This is a genomic window from Pseudomonas carassii, from assembly GCF_036324045.1.
Classification (GTDB): Bacteria; Pseudomonadota; Gammaproteobacteria; order Pseudomonadales; family Pseudomonadaceae; genus Aquipseudomonas; species Aquipseudomonas peradeniyensis.
Genome location: NZ_JAZDCT010000011.1, coordinates 73,877 through 89,462, shown reverse-complemented (window position 1 = coordinate 89,462; position 15,586 = coordinate 73,877). Strand labels below are relative to the sequence as shown.

Here is a 15,586-nt window from a genome sequence, read left to right as displayed (position 1 = left end):
AGCGACCCATGAACGATACCCCTGAGCGCGCCCAGCGCGAGTCGATCATCCTGCGGGTGCTGTGGATGCTGGTGTTCCTGGTGGCCTGGCAACTGGCCGAGCTGCTGCTTGGCGGCCTGGTGCTGGTGCAACTGATCTATCGGCTGATCTACGGCGCGCCCAGCGCCAGCCTGATGAACTTCGGCGACAGCCTCAGCCAGTACCTGGCGCAGATCGGTCGGTTCGGCACCTTCCATTCGGACCAGAAACCCTGGCCGTTCGCCGACTGGCCGACGCCGCGCGCCCCGGAGGGCGAGGCGCCGCACGCCGTCGCCCCGGCAGCGCATCCGGTACGTGACGAGGAGCCCAAGCTGTGAAGCTCTGGGTGCTGCGCCACGGCGAGGCGGAACCCCGGGCCAACAGCGATGCCGAGCGACGCCTGACCGCCCACGGTCGCGAGCAGGTGCTGCGCAGCGCCGCGCACCTGCTCGGCCAGCCGTTGCAGGCGATCATCGCCAGCCCCTACGTGCGCGCCCAGCAGACCGCCGCCCTGGTGCACGGCGCGCTGGGCTTTGCCGAGCCGGTGCGCACGGTGCCCTGGCTTACGCCGGACAGCGACGTGCAGCAGGTGATCGGCGAGGTCGAGCGCCTGGGGCTCGAGCATGTGCTGCTGGTCAGCCACCAGCCGCTGGTGGGGACCCTGGTCGGTCTGCTCGAGCATGGCCATGGCCAGCAACCGGCGCCGTTGAGCACGGCGAGCCTGGCCGAACTGGAGGGGGACTGGCCACTGGCGGGGCTGATGACCCTGCTTGGCCTGCGTCATTCCGGCTGAGCCCCGACAACTGGCATTTCTGTCAGTTGCCAGCCTGTCGCCTGGCCAAGTAGCGTGGCGCCGGGGATGTATCATGGGGCCGCGCAGGCACAGGGAGAGGCAAATGAGCAGTTATCGCTTGGAGCTGGTGCGCTCCGTTAACCCGCAACCGCTGCTCGACAAGCTGAGTGACGCGCGTGCCCTGGACTTCGCGGAATACCGCCTGTTGCAGGACTGCGCCGACGCCAAGCTCGACCAGTTGATGCGCCGCTTCGAAGGCCAGTACGAGCTCGAGCAGTTGCGCCAGGCCAGCATTCGCATGGCCCACCTGCTGCAGACCAGCTGCCTGGCCTTGCGCCGGCTGGTCGACAATGAAGCGGACCGCAGCCTGGCCCGCGAAGCGCTGGAATGGCAATTGGGCTACATGCGCGCCTGCCTGCACCGTTCGCTGGCCAGCCTCGAGCACTGCTCGATGACCTGATCGTCACTGGCGATGACCTATCCGAACGTTGCCGCCGAGGTTCGGCTTGCCGACAATGGGCCATCCATCCCCGTGCAGAGCAGGCGGCCATGTCGCAGCAGATCTTCTTCGCCCACGCCAACGGCTTCCCCTCGGCCACCTACGGCAAGCTGTTCGCCGCCCTGGGGCCGGACTACGAGGTCCAGCACCTGGCGCAGCATGCTCACGACCCGCGGTTTCCGGTCAATGACAACTGGCAGAACCTGGTGGACGAACTGCTGCATCACCTCGAGCAGCAGGACGCGCCGGTCTGGGGTGTCGGCCACTCGCTGGGCGGCGTGCTGCATCTGCATGCGGCGCTGCGCCGTCCGGAGTTCTACCGTGGGGTGGTGATGCTCGACTCGCCGGTGCTGACCCGCGCGGACGAGTGGCTGATCCAGGCCGCCAAGCGCTTGGGCTTCATCGACCGCATCACCCCGGCCGGGCGCACCCTGGGCCGGCGCGAGGCATTTCCCGACCGCGACAGCGCGCGCAACTATTTTGCCGGCAAGACCCTGTTCCGCCACTTCGACCCGGACTGCCTCGAAGCCTACCTGGAACATGGCCTGGAACAGGGGGAGGACGGCCTGCGCCTGCGCTTCGACCCGGCCACCGAGATCAGCATCTACCGCAGCATTCCCCATGTCAGTCCGGCCCGGCCGCGCCAGTTGCAGGTGCCGCTGGCGATGGTGCGCGGCGCCCAGAGCCGGGTGATCCGCAAGCACCACGCCCTGGCCGTGCGCGCCATGGCCAAGGGCGAGTACCACAGCCTGCCGGGCGGGCACATGTTCCCGCTGGAGCGGCCCACCGACACTGCAGGCCTGATCAAGGGCCTGTTCGACCGCTGGAGCCAGGCATGAGCGCCCAGGTCGAGGAGATCCGCCTGACGCTCGGCCATATCGAGCTGGCCGCGCACCTGTTCGGCCCGGTCGACGGCCTGCCGGTGATCGCCCTGCATGGCTGGCTGGACAACGCCAACAGCTTCGCCCGCCTGGCGCCGCAACTGAAGGGACTGCGCATTGTCGCCCTGGACCTGGCCGGGCACGGCTACTCCGAGCATCGCCCGGTCGGCGCCGGCTACGCCCTGGCCGACTACGCCCATGACGTGCTGCGGGTTGCCGAGCAACTGGGCTGGGAGCGCTTCGGCCTGCTGGGGCATTCGCTGGGCGCGATCATCTCGGTGCAACTGGCCGGGGCCTTGCCCGAGCGGGTCAGTCACCTGGCGCTGATCGACGGGGTGATTCCGCCGACGCTCAGTGAACAGGACGCCGCCGAGCGCTTGGGGCTGGCGCTGCAGGCGCAACTGCGCCTGGAAGGCAAGCGCAAATCGGTGTACGCGACCCTGGAGGAGGGCGTCGAGGCGCGCATGAAGGGCATGGTCGCGGTCAGCCGTGAAGCCGCTGAACTGTTGGCCCAGCGCGGCCTGATGCCGGTGCCCGGCGGCTACAGCTGGCGCAGCGACAGCCGCCTGACCTTGCCCTCGCCAACTCGCCTGAACCAGGACCAGGCCATGGCCTTCGTCAAACGCATCAGCTGCCCGGCCTGCCTGGTGGTGGCCGCCGACGGCATGCTGGCGCGCCACACGCAACTGCTGGAGCAGCTACCCTTCGAGCAGGTGACCCTGCCGGGTGGCCACCACCTGCACCTGAACGACGTCGAGGGCGCGGCCCTTGTCGCAGACTGTTTCAATCGCTTCTTTGGCATTCCTTGACTTGCACCGGACAAGTGTCGAGGCTTGGCGGGTTGAAAGGGAGACAACCATGTACATGCCAGACATCCACGCGTCTTGCCCCGCCACCTGCGAGGGTGGTCGATGAGCGCACCTGTTTTCGTTCGCGGCGCCATCGCCGCCTGCCTCGCCATCGCCAGCCCCCTGTTGTGGGCCGGCAGCCTGCCGGTACCGCCTGACGCCAAGGTGGTCGACCAGCGCCCGGCGGTGGAGCAGGAGCGGGTCTACCCCATGGGCCCGCTGCGCAAGATCAGCGGCCGCCTGCGGGTCGACGACAAGATCGAGAGCCGTGGCCAGGTCAGTTCCGTGACCTACGAACTGCCGGTCGAGCGCAGCGCCCGCGAAGCCTTCACCAGCGCCCGCGAGGCCCTGCAGCAGGAGGGCGGCTATCCGCTGTTCTGGTGCCAGGGGCGCGACTGCGGCGAAGCCAGCCTGTGGGCCAACGACGTGTTCGCCAATGCCCGGCTCAATGGCGGTGACGAGCAGCAGGCGTTCATCCTGTTGCGTCGCTCAGCCGAGGAAGCCGACACCCTGGTGGCGCTGTACAGCGTGACCCGCGGCAACCGCCGCGCCTACCTGCATGTCGAGGAGTTCGTCGCCGGCAGCCCGCTGGGCGATTTGCTGCCCACTGCCGCCACGGTGCTGCGCGAACTGCGCGATACCGGCAAGCTCGACTACCCTGATCTGGCCGAGCCCCAGGCTACCTGGGCAACGTTGCTGGCCCGCAGCCTGAACCTCGACAGCACCCTGCGCGTCAGCCTCAGTGGCAAGGGCGCCGAGGACTGGCGCGAGCAACTGGTCAAGGCCGGCGTGCGCAGCGCGCGGCTGGAGGTCGGCGACGCCCCGACCGATGGCCTGCACCTGGAACTGATCCGTTGAGTGAGCGCCACCATGGCCAACAATGACCGCCTGTTGATCCAGATCCTGCTGCTGACCCTGCTGGGCGCCGCGCTGTGGGTGATGGCACCGTTCATCTCGGCGCTGCTGTGGGGCGCCATCCTGGCCTTTGCCAGCTGGCCTTTGATGCGCCTGCTGACCCGTGTGCTCGGCGGGCGCGAAACCCTCGCCGCGAGCCTGCTGACCACGGTGTGGATCCTGCTGGTGGCCCTGCCGCTGGTGTGGCTGGGTTTCAACCTGGCCGACCATGTGCGCGATGCCACCGCGTTCATTCGCGACGTGCAGGTCGATGGCCTGCCGGATGCGCCCGCCTGGGTGGCGGGCATTCCGTTCGTGGGCGAGCGCCTGGTGAGCTGGTGGGAGTCGTTCGACCAGCAGGGCGCGGCCTTGCTGGCGTCGGCCAAACCGTACCTGGGCCAGGTCGGCAACTGGTTGCTGGCGCGCAGCGCGCAGATCGGTGGCGGGGTGCTGGAGCTGACCCTGAGCCTGGTGTTCGTGTTCTTCTTCTACCGCGACGGGCCGCGGCTGGCGGCCTTCGTCCACCGCCTGCTGCAACGGCTGGTGGGCGAGCGCGCCGAGTACTACGTCGATCTGGTGGCCGGTACCGTGCAGCGGGTGGTCAACGGCGTGATCGGTACCGCCGCGGCCCAGGCGCTGCTGGCGTTGATCGGCTTCCTGATCGCCGGCGTGCCGGGGGCCATCGTGCTGGGCCTGGTGACCTTCATGCTCAGCCTGATCCCGATGGGCCCGCCGCTGGCCTGGATACCGGCCACCGCCTGGCTGGTGTCGAAGGGTGACTATGGCATGGCGGTGTTCCTTGGGGTATGGGGCACGTTCATCATCAGTGGCGTGGACAACGTGCTCAAACCCTACCTGATCAGCCGGGGCGGCAACCTGCCGCTGGTGATCGTGCTGCTGGGTGTGTTCGGCGGCCTGATCGCGTTCGGTTTCATCGGCCTGTTCATCGGGCCGACCCTGCTGGCGGTGGGGTACAGCCTGCTGCTGGACTGGAGCCGCAACTCCACACAGCACGTGTAGGAGCGGCCTTGTGCCGCGAAAGGGCTGCATGGCAGCCCCGGCGATTGCAGCTTCAACGTTGATGCCCTGGGGCCGCTTTGCGGCCCTTTCGCGGCACAAGGCCGCTCCTACGGCGACCATCGGCATCCGTGATCTTTACGCTTTCTTTATGCCCTGACCCCACCCCCGATCTCGCCCCTTTACGCCCCTCCCTCGGACAATTTCCCCAAAGCGGCCCTCACGCCGCAATCAGGGGAGATTCACTCATGTACATGCTCGACGGGCTGTCACTGCTTCTTGCAGTGGCGTTGGCGGTTTACCTGCTGGTGGCGCTGCTGCGCGCCGATCGCGGCTAAGGGGCGACCATGCACAGTTACGATTACCTGCTGCTGCTGGCGTTCTTCGCCATCGTGCTGCTGCCGGCGCCCTGGCTCGGGCGTTTCTACTACAAGGTGATGGAAGGTCAGCGCACCTGGCTGACGCCGATCCTCGGCCCGGTGGAGCAGGGCTGCTACCGCGTGGCCGGCGTGCGCGCCGACCAGGAACAGAGCTGGAAGCAGTACACCCTGGCCCTGCTGGCCTTCAACCTGGTCGGTTTTTTGATGGTGTTCGGCGTCCTGCAACTGCAGGGCAGCCTGCCGCTCAACCCGCAGCACCTGCCGGGCCAGGAGTGGTCGCTGGCGTTCAACACCGCGGTCAGCTTCATGACCAACACCAACTGGCAGGCCTACAGCGGTGAAGCCTCGGTCAGCTACCTGAGCCAGATGATCGGCCTGACCGTACAGAACTTCGTCAGCGCCGCCACCGGCCTTGCCGTGCTGGTCGCCCTGTGCCGGGGTATCGCCCGTCGCTCGGCCAGCACCCTGGGCAACTTCTGGGTCGACCTGACCCGCGCCACCCTCTACGGCCTGCTGCCGCTTTGCCTGGTGCTGGCGCTGCTGCTGGTATGGCAGGGCGTGCCACAGACCTTCGCCGACTACGTTCACGCCGTGACCCTGCAAGGTACCGACCAGACCATCCCGCTGGGCCCGGCCGCCAGCCAGATCGCCATCAAGCAGTTGGGCACCAACGGCGGCGGCTTCTTCGGCGTCAACTCGGCGCACCCGTTCGAGAACCCCACGGCCTGGAGCAACCTGTTCGAGGTGGCCTCGATCATCCTGATCCCGGTGGCCCTGGTGTTCACCTTCGGCCATTACGTCAAGGACCTGCGCCAGAGCCGCGCGATCATCGCCTGCATGCTGGCGCTGTTCCTGATCGGCGGCAGCACCGCGCTGTGGTCGGAGCATCAGCCCAACCCGGCCCTGGAAAGCGCCCAGGTACAGCAGAGCGCGCCGCTGGAAGGCAAGGAGAGCCGCTTCGGTACCACCGGCTCCGTGTTGTGGACGGTGACCACCACCTCCGCCTCCAACGGCTCGGTCAACGCCATGCACGACAGCCTCAACCCGATTACTGGCATGGTGGCGATGGTCAACATGATGCTTGGCGAAGTGATCTTCGGCGGCGTCGGCGCGGGCCTCTACGGCATGCTGCTGTTCGTGTTGATCGCGGTATTCCTGGCCGGCCTGATGATCGGCCGCACCCCGGAGTACCTGGGCAAGAAGCTGCAGGCCCGTGAAGTGCAACTGCTGGTGGCGAGCCTGCTGGTGATGCCGGTGGGCGTGCTGATCCTCGGTGCCATCGCCGCCAGCCTGCCCGGGCCGGCCGGCGCGGTGACCAACCCCGGCGCCCACGGTTTCAGCCAGCTGCTGTACGCCTACACCTCCGGCACCGCCAACAACGGCTCGGCCTTCGCCGGTTTCGGCGCCAACACGGCGTACCACAACGTGATGATCGGCCTGGCCATGCTGATCGGCCGCTTCGGCTACATCCTGCCGGTGCTGGCCCTGGCCGGCAGCTTGGCGGCGAAGAAGAGCGCGCCGCAAGGCATCAACAGCTTCCCCACCCACGGCCCGCTGTTCACCACGCTGCTGCTGGTGACCATCCTGCTGGTCGGTGGCCTGACCTTCCTGCCGACCCTGGCCCTGGGGCCGATCGCCGAACACCTGAGCCTGGGTTTCTGAGGAATACACAATGAACATGCCCATTCCCGAAGTGAAGGCGCGTCAAGGCGCCAAGGACCAGACCCGCTTCAGTGCGTTGTGGCGCCCGGCGCTGGTCCAGGCTTTCGTCAAGCTCGACCCGCGCCAGCTCAAACGCGCCCCGGTGATGCTGGTGGTAGCCCTCACCGCCGTACTCACCACCGTGCTGTGCTTAGTGCCCGGCAGCGGCGTGAGCACCGGCGTGGCGGTGCAGATCGCCGTCTGGCTGTGGTTCACCGTGCTGTTCGCCAACTTCGCCGAAGCCTTGGCCGAGGGCCGCGGCAAGGCCCGCGCCGACAGCCTCAAGGCCGGCAGCCAGGGCCTGACCGCCAAGCGCCGCAAAAGTGATGGCAGCTTCGAGACCATCGCTGCCACCCAGCTGCGCAAGGACGATGTGGTGCGCGTCGTGGCCGGCGAGATGATCCCCGGCGACGGCGAGGTGCTTGAAGGCATCGCCGCGGTCAACGAGTCGGCGATCACCGGCGAATCCGCCCCGGTGATCCGCGAGTCCGGCGGCGACCGCTCGGCGGTCACCGGCAACACCCGCCTGGTCTCCGACTGGCTGCTGATCCGCATCACCAGCAACCCGGGCGAGTCGACCCTGGACCGCATGATCGCCCTGGTCGAAGGCGCCAAGCGCCAGAAGACTCCCAACGAGATCGCCCTGGACATCCTGCTGATCGGCCTGACCCTGATCTTCCTGATCGTGGTAGTGACCCTGCAGCCATTCGCCCGCTTCGCCGGCGGCGAACTGCCGCTGATCTTCCTCGCCGCGCTGTTGGTGACCTTGATCCCCACCACCATCGGTGGCCTGCTGTCGGCCATCGGCATCGCCGGCATGGACCGCCTGGTGCGCCTGAACGTGATCGCCCGCTCCGGCCGTGCGGTGGAAGCAGCCGGCGACGTGCACACCCTGATGCTCGACAAGACTGGCACCATCACCTTCGGCAACCGCCGCTGCAGCGCCCTGCACGCCGCCTCCGGGGTGACCGCCAAGGAGCTGGGGGAGGGCGCCTTGCTTGCCTCGCTGGCCGACGACACCGCCGAGGGCAAGTCGATCGTCGAGTACCTGCGTCAACTGCACGACTTTGCCGAACCTTCGACCGAGCAGTACGAAGCCATCGCCTTCAGTGCCGAGACCCGCCTGTCGGGCATCGATTTCCAGCAGCGCCGCTACCGCAAGGGTGCCGTCGACGCGGTGCTGGCTTTCTGCGGCATGCAACGCCTGGAGCTGCCTAGCGCCCTGGCCCGTGAGGTCGAGCGCATCGCACAGAGTGGCGGCACCCCGCTGCTGGTGTGCGTCGACAAGCACCTGCTCGGCGTGATCCACCTCAAGGACGTGGTCAAGCCCGGTATCCGCGAGCGCTTCGCCGAACTGCGCAAGCTTGGTATCCGTACCGTGATGGTCACCGGCGACAACCCGCTGACCGCCGCCGCCATCGCCGCCGAGGCCGGTGTGGACGACGTGCTCGCCGAAGCCACCCCGGAGAAGAAGCTGGCGCGCATCCGCCAGGAGCAGAACGATGGCCGCCTGGTCGCCATGTGCGGTGACGGCGCCAACGACGCCCCGGCCCTGGCCCAGGCCGACGTGGGCATGGCCATGAACGACGGCACCCAGGCCGCCCGCGAGGCCGCCAACATGGTCGACCTGGACAGCGACCCGACCAAGCTGCTGGACGTGGTGCAGGTGGGCAAGGAACTGCTGGTCACCCGCGGCGCGCTGACCACCTTCTCCATCGCCAACGACGTGGCCAAGTACTTCGCCATCCTGCCGGCGCTGTTCGCCGCCATCTACCCGCAACTGGGCGTGCTCAACCTGATGCACCTGGCCAGCCCGCAGAGCGCGATCCTTTCGGCCATCGTGTTCAACGCGCTGATCATCATCGTGCTGATCCCCCTGGCCCTGCGCGGGGTGCGGGTGCAGGCCGCCAGCGCCGCCCACCTGCTGCGGCGCAACCTGCTGATCTACGGCGTGGGCGGCATCATCGTGCCGTTCGCCGGGATCAAGCTGATCGACATGTTGCTCACTGCGCTGCACCTGGTCTGAGGAGACTGACATGACCGCTTATGTACGCCCGGCCCTGAGCCTGGTCCTGCTGATGACCGTGATCACCGGCGCGCTGTATCCCATGGCGGTGACCGGTATTGCCCAGGTCGCCTTCCCCAAGCAGGCCAACGGCAGCCTGGTGCGCGATGACCGTGGCGAGGTTCGTGGCTCGGCGCTGATCGCCCAGGAGTTCAAGGGTGACGCCTGGTTCCAGTCGCGGCCTTCGGCGGGTGCCTATGCCACCGTGGCCAGTGGCGCCAGCAACCTGGCGCCGAGCAATCCGGCGCTGGCCGAGCGCGTGAAGACTGATGCCGCCGCGCAGTACCAGGGGCAGCAGGGGCCGGTGCCTCAAGCGCTGCTGACCACCTCGGGCAGCGGGCTGGATCCGCATCTGCCGCCCGAGGCGATCGCTTACCAGCTGCCGCGCGTGGCGGCGGCGCGGCAGGTCTCGGAGGAACGCTTGCAAGCGTTGGTGAATGAGGCCACCCTGCGTCCACTGGTCGGGCCGCCCGTGGTCAATGTGCTGGCGCTGAACCAGGCGCTTGAGCGCCTGGCGCCTGTGGCCCAGCGCTGAAAGTGGGGCCGCTTTGCGGCCCATCGAGGGCAAGCCCGCTCCCACAGGTACTGCGCTGACCTTGAGAACTGCGCCGAACCTGTGGGAGCGGGCTTGCCCGCGAATGCCTGCAAAGCAGGCCCTGCGCCCACCGATCACCGCACAACCAAAGGACAAGACATGAGTGACTCCGCCCGCGCCGACGCGCTGTTGGCGGGCCTGCCCCGGGAAGGTCGGGGCAGGCTCAAGGTATTTCTCGGCGCCGCGCCCGGGGTCGGCAAGACCTTTTCCATGCTGCAGGCCGCCCACGCCCAGCAACGCCAGGGCGTGCGCGTGGTGGCCGGCGTGGTCGAGACCCACGGCCGTGCCGAGACCGAGGCCCTGCTCGGTGGCCTGACCCAGCAACCGCTGCTGCGCAGCGAGTACCGTGGCGTGATGCTCGAGGAAATGGACCTCGACGGCCTGCTCAAGGCCACGCCCCCCTTGGTGCTGGTCGACGAACTGGCCCACACCAACGCCCCCGGCAGCCGTCACGCCAAGCGCTGGCAGGACGTGCAGGAGCTGCTCGCCGCCGGCATCGATGTGTACACCACGGTCAACGTCCAGCACCTGGAAAGCCTCAACGACAAGGTCCGCGACATCACCGGCGTGCAGGTGCGCGAGACCCTGCCTGACTGGGTGCTGCAGGAAGCCTTCGAACTGGTGCTGATCGACCTGCCACCCCGTGAACTGCTCGAGCGCCTGCGCGAGGGCAAAGTCTACGTGCCCGAACAGGCGCGGGCGGCCATCGAGGCTTATTTCTCCCAGACCAACCTCACCGCCCTGCGCGAGCTGGCCATGCAGACCGCCGCCGCCCAGGTCGACGCGGACCTGGCCAGCGGCTACCGCCAGCGCGGCCAGGAAGCCCCGGCCCTGCGCGGTCGCCTGCTGGTGGGCATCGACGGCGATGACCAGGCCGAGCGTCTGGTGCGCCATGCCTGTCGCGTGGCCCAGCGTCGCCACCTGCCGTGGAGCGTGGTGCATGTGGACAATGGTCGGTTGCGCGACGAGACCGCTCGCCATCGCCTGCAGGCCGCCCAGCAGCTGGCCGAGCGCCTGGGCGGCGAAGTGGTGCTGCTGCGCGCTGGCGAGGTGGCGCGCACGCTGATCCAGCATGCCGCCGAGCGCCGCGCCAGCCTGGTATTGGTAGGGCAGTCCCGCGATCTGCTGCGTCGGCGCTTCTTCGGCGCCGGCGTCGCCGCGCGCCTGTTGCGCGAGAGCCACGGCCTGGAGATCAACGTGCTCGACCGCGACGCGCAGCCACAACTGGCGCGGGCGGCGGTCAAGCGCGTCTGGGTATGGCGTCACTACCTGCTGGCGCTGTTCGCTACCGTGCTGGCCACCGGCCTGGCCTGGGCTGTGTCGAGCATGCTGGCGCTGCCCAACATCTCCCTGGTATTCCTCGCCGCCGTGCTGCTGGTGGCGGTGCGCAGCAGCCTGGGCCCGGCGTTGGCCTGCGCGGCGTTGTCGTTCCTGACCTATGACTTCCTGTTCATTCCGCCGAACTTCTCCTTCGCCATCCAGCGCGAAGAAGACGTGCTGACCCTGGTGTTCTTCCTGCTGATGGCCGCGCTCACCGGCAATCTTGCCGCTCGCCAGCGCCGTCAGCTGCAGGCCCTGCGCGAGACCCAGGCGCAGACCAACCAGCTGCTCGACCTGTCGCGCCGCCTGACCGTGGCCACCGACCGCCAGGCCGTGTTCAGCGCCGCCGGCCAACATATGGATGGCTGGCAGGACGTGCAGGTGTGCCTGCTCGAACGCAGCGCCGATGGCTTGCTGCAGGTCGCCAGCGGCGGCAACCATGCCTTCACCGACAACGAACGCGCCGCCGCTGATTGGGCCTGGCAGCATGGCCAGGCCGCGGGCTTTGGCAGCGATACCTTGCCTCACGGTCGTTGGTGGTGGTGGCCGTTGGCCGTGGAAGAGCAACCCCTGGCGTTGCTCGGCATTCGCCCCCGCGATGGCGAGCCACTGAGTGCTCAACGCCGCCGCCTGCTGAAGGCCCTGGCACAACCCCTGGCCCAGGCCCTGGCCCGTGCCCGTCTTGGCGAGCAACTGGAAGCCGCGCGCCTGCACGGTGAAACCGAGCAACTGCGCAGCGCCTTGCTCGCCTCGGTGTCCCACGACCTGCGCACCCCGCTGACCTCGATGCGCGGCAGCATCGACAGCCTGCTGGCCCTGGGTGACGCCATTCCCCCGGACGGCCGCCGCGAACTGCTCGAAGGCACCCGCAACGAAGCCGAGCGCCTGGACCGCTACATCCAGAACCTGCTGGACATGACCCGCCTGGGCCACGGCACCCTCAAGCTGGCCCGCGACTGGGTGGCCCCGGCCGACATCGTCGGCAGTGCCCTCAATCGCCTGCGCGTGGTGCTGGCGCCCCTGCGCGTGCACACCGAAGTGCCGCCCGAGCTGCCGCTGCTGTTCGTGCATGCGGCGTTGATCGAGCAAGCGCTGATCAACGTGCTGGAGAACGCCGCCCGTTTCTCCCCGCCGCAGGGCCGTCTGGAGCTGCAGGTTTCGGTGCGCGACGAACAGCTGTGCTTCGCCGTCGCCGACGAAGGTCCCGGCATCCCCCCGGACGAGCGCGAGAAGATCTTCGACATGTTCTACACCGCCGCCCGCGGTGACCGGGGCGGGCAGGGCACCGGCCTGGGCCTGGCGATCTGTCAGGGCATGATAGGCGCCCATGGTGGGCGCATCCTGGTCGATGACGGCATCGATGGCCACGGCACCTGCATCACTCTATGCTTGCCGCTGCCCACTCAACCTGAAACCGAAAGTGAAGCCCCATGAGCCAAGCCGCCACCCTGCTGGTCATCGACGACGAGCCGCAGATCCGCAAGTTCCTGCGTATCAGCCTGGCGTCCCAGGGCTACAAGGTGCTTGAAGCCGCCACCGGCAGCGAGGGCCTGGCCCAGGCTGCGCTGAACAGGCCCGACCTGGTGGTGCTCGACCTGGGCCTGCCGGACATGGACGGCCAGCAGGTGCTGCGTGAGCTGCGTGAGTGGAGCGCGGTACCGGTGATGGTGCTGTCGGTGCGCGCCAGCGAGGTGCAGAAGGTCGATGCACTGGATGGCGGGGCCAACGACTACGTGACCAAGCCGTTCGGCATCCAGGAATTTCTCGCCCGGGTGCGGGCGTTGCTGCGTCAGGCGCCCCAGGTGGGCACCGTGTCGTCGGCGGCGAGCTTCGGGCCGCTGGTGGTGGACTTCGCCTTTCGCAAGGTGACCCTGGAGGGCGTCGAGGTGGCGCTGACGCGCAAGGAGTACGCGCTGCTGGCGCAGCTGGCCGGGCATCCGGGGCGGGTGATCACCCAGCAGCAACTGCTGAAGGACATCTGGGGGCCGACCCACGTGGACGACACCCACTACCTGCGCATCGTGGTGGGGCATCTGCGGCAGAAGCTGGGGGATGACCCCACGGCGCCGCGGTTCATCGTTACCGAGGCGGGGGTGGGGTATCGGTTGGTGACGCCGACCCTGTAGGAGCGGGCTGGGCGTTAAACACCCAGTTCCAGTGCCAAAAGCTCCTGCACGGTCTGGCGCCGGCGGATCATGCGCAGGTTGCCCTGTTCGATCAGAAATTCAGGCAGCAGGGGGCGGCTGTTGTAGTTCGACGACATCGACGCCCCGTAAGCTCCCGCATCGTGAATCACCAGCAGATCGCCCACCTTGGCCTGGGGCAGTTGCTGCGGGGTCAGTTCCTCGTCGTTCTGGGTGAACACATCCCCCGACTCGCACAGCGGCCCGGCCACCACGGTCGGCTGCAGCGGGCGGCTTACGGGCCGGCCCACCGCATCGAACAGGCTCATACGGTGGTAGGCACCGTACATCGCTGGACGCATCAGGTCGTTGAAGCCGGCATCGACCAGGATGTAGTGCCGGTCGCCCATCTGCTTGACGGCGCGCACCTCGGTCACCAGGCAACCTGACTCTGCCACCAGGAAGCGGCCCGGTTCGATCTCCATGCGCACGGGGTGGCTGAGCATGGTTTCGATCTCGGCCCGAGCCACCGCCCAGGTGCGGGCGTAGCGTTGTAGGTCTACCGGTTGGTCATCGCTGCGGTACGGCGTGGACAGTCCGCCACCGATGGAGAAGGCCTCGATATCCATGCCCAGCTTGCCGACCAGCCCGACCATGGCACCGGCCACCTGCTCCAGGTGCGCGTAGTCCACCCCCGAGCCGATGTGCATGTGCACGCCCACCAGGTGCAATCCGTGCTGTTTCACGCAGGCCAGCGCCTCGGGCAATTGCTCGTGCCAGATGCCGTGCTTGCTGTTCTCGCCTCCGGTGTTGGTCTTGCGGCTGTGGCCGTGGCCGAAGCCCGGGTTGATGCGCAGCCATACCCGGTGCCCGGGGGAGTGCTCGCCCAGCTGGCGAAGCATGTCGATGGAGCCGGCGTTCACTTCGATCTTCGTTTCGATCGCCCGTGCGAGGGTGGGCTGGTCCAATACGTCGCAGGTCAGCACCACGCCGGCCGGATCGCCGTCTACCGTCGCCCCGGCCGCGAAGGCACGCTCCATTTCCCCCAGCGACACGGCATCGAGCACCAGGCCACGTTCGCGCATCAGGCGCAGGACGTGCAGGTTGGGGTTGGCCTTCTGCGCGAAGCGGACCGTGTCGAAGTGCTGCTGCAGCTGGTCGATGCGCTGGTGGATGGTCTGGGCGTCGTAGGCCCACAGCGGGGAACCGTGCTGGCGGACGGCCTGGGCCAGGAGGGTGGTGGTCATGGTGGTGTTCCTTGTAATGGATGCACCGATCTTGAGCGAGTTGGATGATTCATAAAAATAGATAATTTTCAGAAGGTCATCCGTATTTGATATACATTCGATTGCTGTAGGAGCGGGCTTGTCCCGCGAACACCGGCAAAGCCGGTGCCATCCACCGCGTTGCCGGTGTTCGCGGGACAAGCCCGCTCCTACAGGTCTCTGCCAAACGTTCAGGCGTTGCATCCCCCCATGAAACTCTCCATCCGCCACATCGAAGTGTTCCGCGCCATTATGGCCGCCGGCAGCGTCACCGGCGCCGCCCGCCTGCTGTTCACCTCGCAGCCCACCGTCAGCCGCGAGCTGGCGCGCATGGAGCAGGTCACCGGTTTGAACCTGTTCGAGCGCGAAGGCGGGCGCCTGGCGCCCACGGCCCAGGCCTTGCTGCTGATCGAGGAGGTTGAGCGCGCCTTCGTCGGCCTGGAGCGCATCGACCGCTTCGCCCAGGCCATCCGCAATTTCGAGCAGGGCCGGCTGGCCATCACCTGCCTGCCGCTGTTCTCGCAGACACTACTGCCCAAGGCCTGCAAGGTATTCCACCAGCAACACCCGGGCGTCAGCGTGAGCATCACCGCCCAGGAATCGCCGTTGCTGGAAGAGTCACTGGTTGCCCAGCAGCACGACCTCGGCCTGACCGAAACCGGGCAGGTGCCCAGGGGCGCGGTCGGGGAGCTGCTGTTCAGTGCCGATATGGTCTGCGTGCTGCCCGAGCAGCATCCGTTGCTGGCCAAGCCGGTGCTTGAGCTGCACGACTTCCATGAGATCGACTTCATCAACCTGGCCAGCCTGGACATCTACCGGCAACAGTTGGACCGGCACTTCCGCGAAGCCGGGGTGAACCGCCGCACGATCATCGAAACCACCAGCGCGGCGTCGGTGTGCGCGATGGTCCGGCAGGGCTTGGGCGTGGCGATCATCAACCCGATGAGCGGGCTGGAAGCGGGGCAGGGTGGCTTGCCGATCCGGCGGTTGAGTCTCTCCATACCGTATCAGGTCATGCTGATCAGGCCGGAGCTGAGACCGGCGTCGGCGGTGCTGGAACCCTTCTGCCAGGCGCTGCGGGTACAGGCCAGGGCGATGGAGCGCGCACTGGCCAGAGGTGTCTGACCCGTTGGAACGTTTCGGACAAGGCTGGAGTCAACCGCTGCAGCAGTGATCAAAAATGGTCC

Annotated in this window: 15 protein-coding genes; 14 read left to right on the top strand and 1 reads right to left on the bottom strand. The window is 67.7% G+C overall.

Translation table 11 applies throughout. The features are described 5' to 3' along the window. Positions 1–8: 8 nt before the first annotated feature. The 13 genes from V0R62_RS10685 (at position 9) to V0R62_RS10625 (ending at position 13,137) form a co-directional block, all read left to right on the top strand. Positions 9–356, top strand: a complete 348-nt coding sequence (locus V0R62_RS10685) for a DUF4389 domain-containing protein (protein ID WP_186733896.1) — start codon at positions 9–11, stop codon at positions 354–356. Further along, positions 353–811: a phosphohistidine phosphatase SixA gene (sixA, locus tag V0R62_RS10680; protein WP_330103706.1), complete on the top strand. Its 459-nt coding sequence runs from the start codon at positions 353–355 to the stop codon at positions 809–811. The genes V0R62_RS10685 and sixA overlap by 4 nt, the downstream gene beginning before the upstream one ends. A 103-nt stretch (positions 812–914) precedes the next feature. Further along, the gene (locus V0R62_RS10675) at positions 915–1,271 is read left to right on the top strand and encodes a hypothetical protein (RefSeq protein ID WP_330103705.1); all 357 of its coding nucleotides are present in this window, start codon (positions 915–917) and stop codon (positions 1,269–1,271) included. A gap of 89 nt (positions 1,272–1,360) precedes the next feature. After that, positions 1,361–2,149: an alpha/beta fold hydrolase gene (locus tag V0R62_RS10670; protein ID WP_330103704.1), complete on the top strand. Its 789-nt coding sequence runs from the start codon at positions 1,361–1,363 to the stop codon at positions 2,147–2,149. Then, on the top strand, positions 2,146–3,000 hold the full coding sequence (locus V0R62_RS10665) for an alpha/beta hydrolase (RefSeq protein ID WP_330103703.1): 855 nt from the start codon (positions 2,146–2,148) through the stop codon (positions 2,998–3,000). The genes V0R62_RS10670 and V0R62_RS10665 overlap by 4 nt, the downstream gene beginning before the upstream one ends. 102 nt (positions 3,001–3,102) lie before the next feature. Continuing rightward, a complete protein-coding gene (locus tag V0R62_RS10660; RefSeq protein WP_330103702.1) occupies positions 3,103–3,897 on the top strand; it encodes a DUF4892 domain-containing protein in 795 nt (264 codons plus the stop codon). Positions 3,898–3,909: 12 nt separating this feature from the next. Continuing rightward, positions 3,910–4,953, top strand: coding sequence for an AI-2E family transporter (locus V0R62_RS10655; RefSeq protein WP_330103701.1), 1,044 nt, complete (start codon positions 3,910–3,912; stop codon positions 4,951–4,953). A gap of 245 nt (positions 4,954–5,198) precedes the next feature. Next, a complete protein-coding gene (kdpF, locus tag V0R62_RS10650; protein WP_011534724.1) occupies positions 5,199–5,288 on the top strand; it encodes a K(+)-transporting ATPase subunit F in 90 nt (29 codons plus the stop codon). Between the two features lie 9 nt (positions 5,289–5,297). Beyond that, positions 5,298–6,992, top strand: coding sequence for a potassium-transporting ATPase subunit KdpA (gene kdpA / locus V0R62_RS10645; RefSeq protein WP_330103700.1), 1,695 nt, complete (start codon positions 5,298–5,300; stop codon positions 6,990–6,992). Between the two features lie 10 nt (positions 6,993–7,002). Continuing rightward, on the top strand, positions 7,003–9,057 hold the full coding sequence (gene kdpB / locus V0R62_RS10640) for a potassium-transporting ATPase subunit KdpB (protein ID WP_330103699.1): 2,055 nt from the start codon (positions 7,003–7,005) through the stop codon (positions 9,055–9,057). Positions 9,058–9,067: 10 nt separating this feature from the next. Next, entirely contained in the window at positions 9,068–9,631 is a 564-nt protein-coding gene (gene kdpC / locus V0R62_RS10635) for a potassium-transporting ATPase subunit KdpC (RefSeq protein ID WP_330103698.1), read from the top strand. A gap of 159 nt (positions 9,632–9,790) precedes the next feature. Further along, on the top strand, positions 9,791–12,445 hold the full coding sequence (locus V0R62_RS10630; RefSeq protein ID WP_330103697.1) for a sensor histidine kinase KdpD: 2,655 nt from the start codon (positions 9,791–9,793) through the stop codon (positions 12,443–12,445). Next, a complete protein-coding gene (locus V0R62_RS10625; RefSeq protein ID WP_330103696.1) occupies positions 12,442–13,137 on the top strand; it encodes a response regulator in 696 nt (231 codons plus the stop codon). Before V0R62_RS10630 ends, V0R62_RS10625 begins: the two co-directional genes overlap by 4 nt. A 14-nt stretch (positions 13,138–13,151) precedes the next feature. Here V0R62_RS10625 and lysA read toward each other — a convergent pair whose 3' ends face one another. After that, positions 13,152–14,381, bottom strand: coding sequence for a diaminopimelate decarboxylase (gene lysA, locus V0R62_RS10620; RefSeq protein WP_330103695.1), 1,230 nt, complete (start codon positions 14,379–14,381; stop codon positions 13,152–13,154). Positions 14,382–14,609: 228 nt separating this feature from the next. Here lysA and V0R62_RS10615 point away from each other — a divergent pair, with 228 nt between their 5' ends. Further along, complete coding sequence (locus V0R62_RS10615) at positions 14,610–15,524, top strand: LysR family transcriptional regulator (RefSeq protein WP_330103694.1); 915 nt, start codon at positions 14,610–14,612, stop codon at positions 15,522–15,524. Positions 15,525–15,586: the final 62 nt, after the last annotated feature.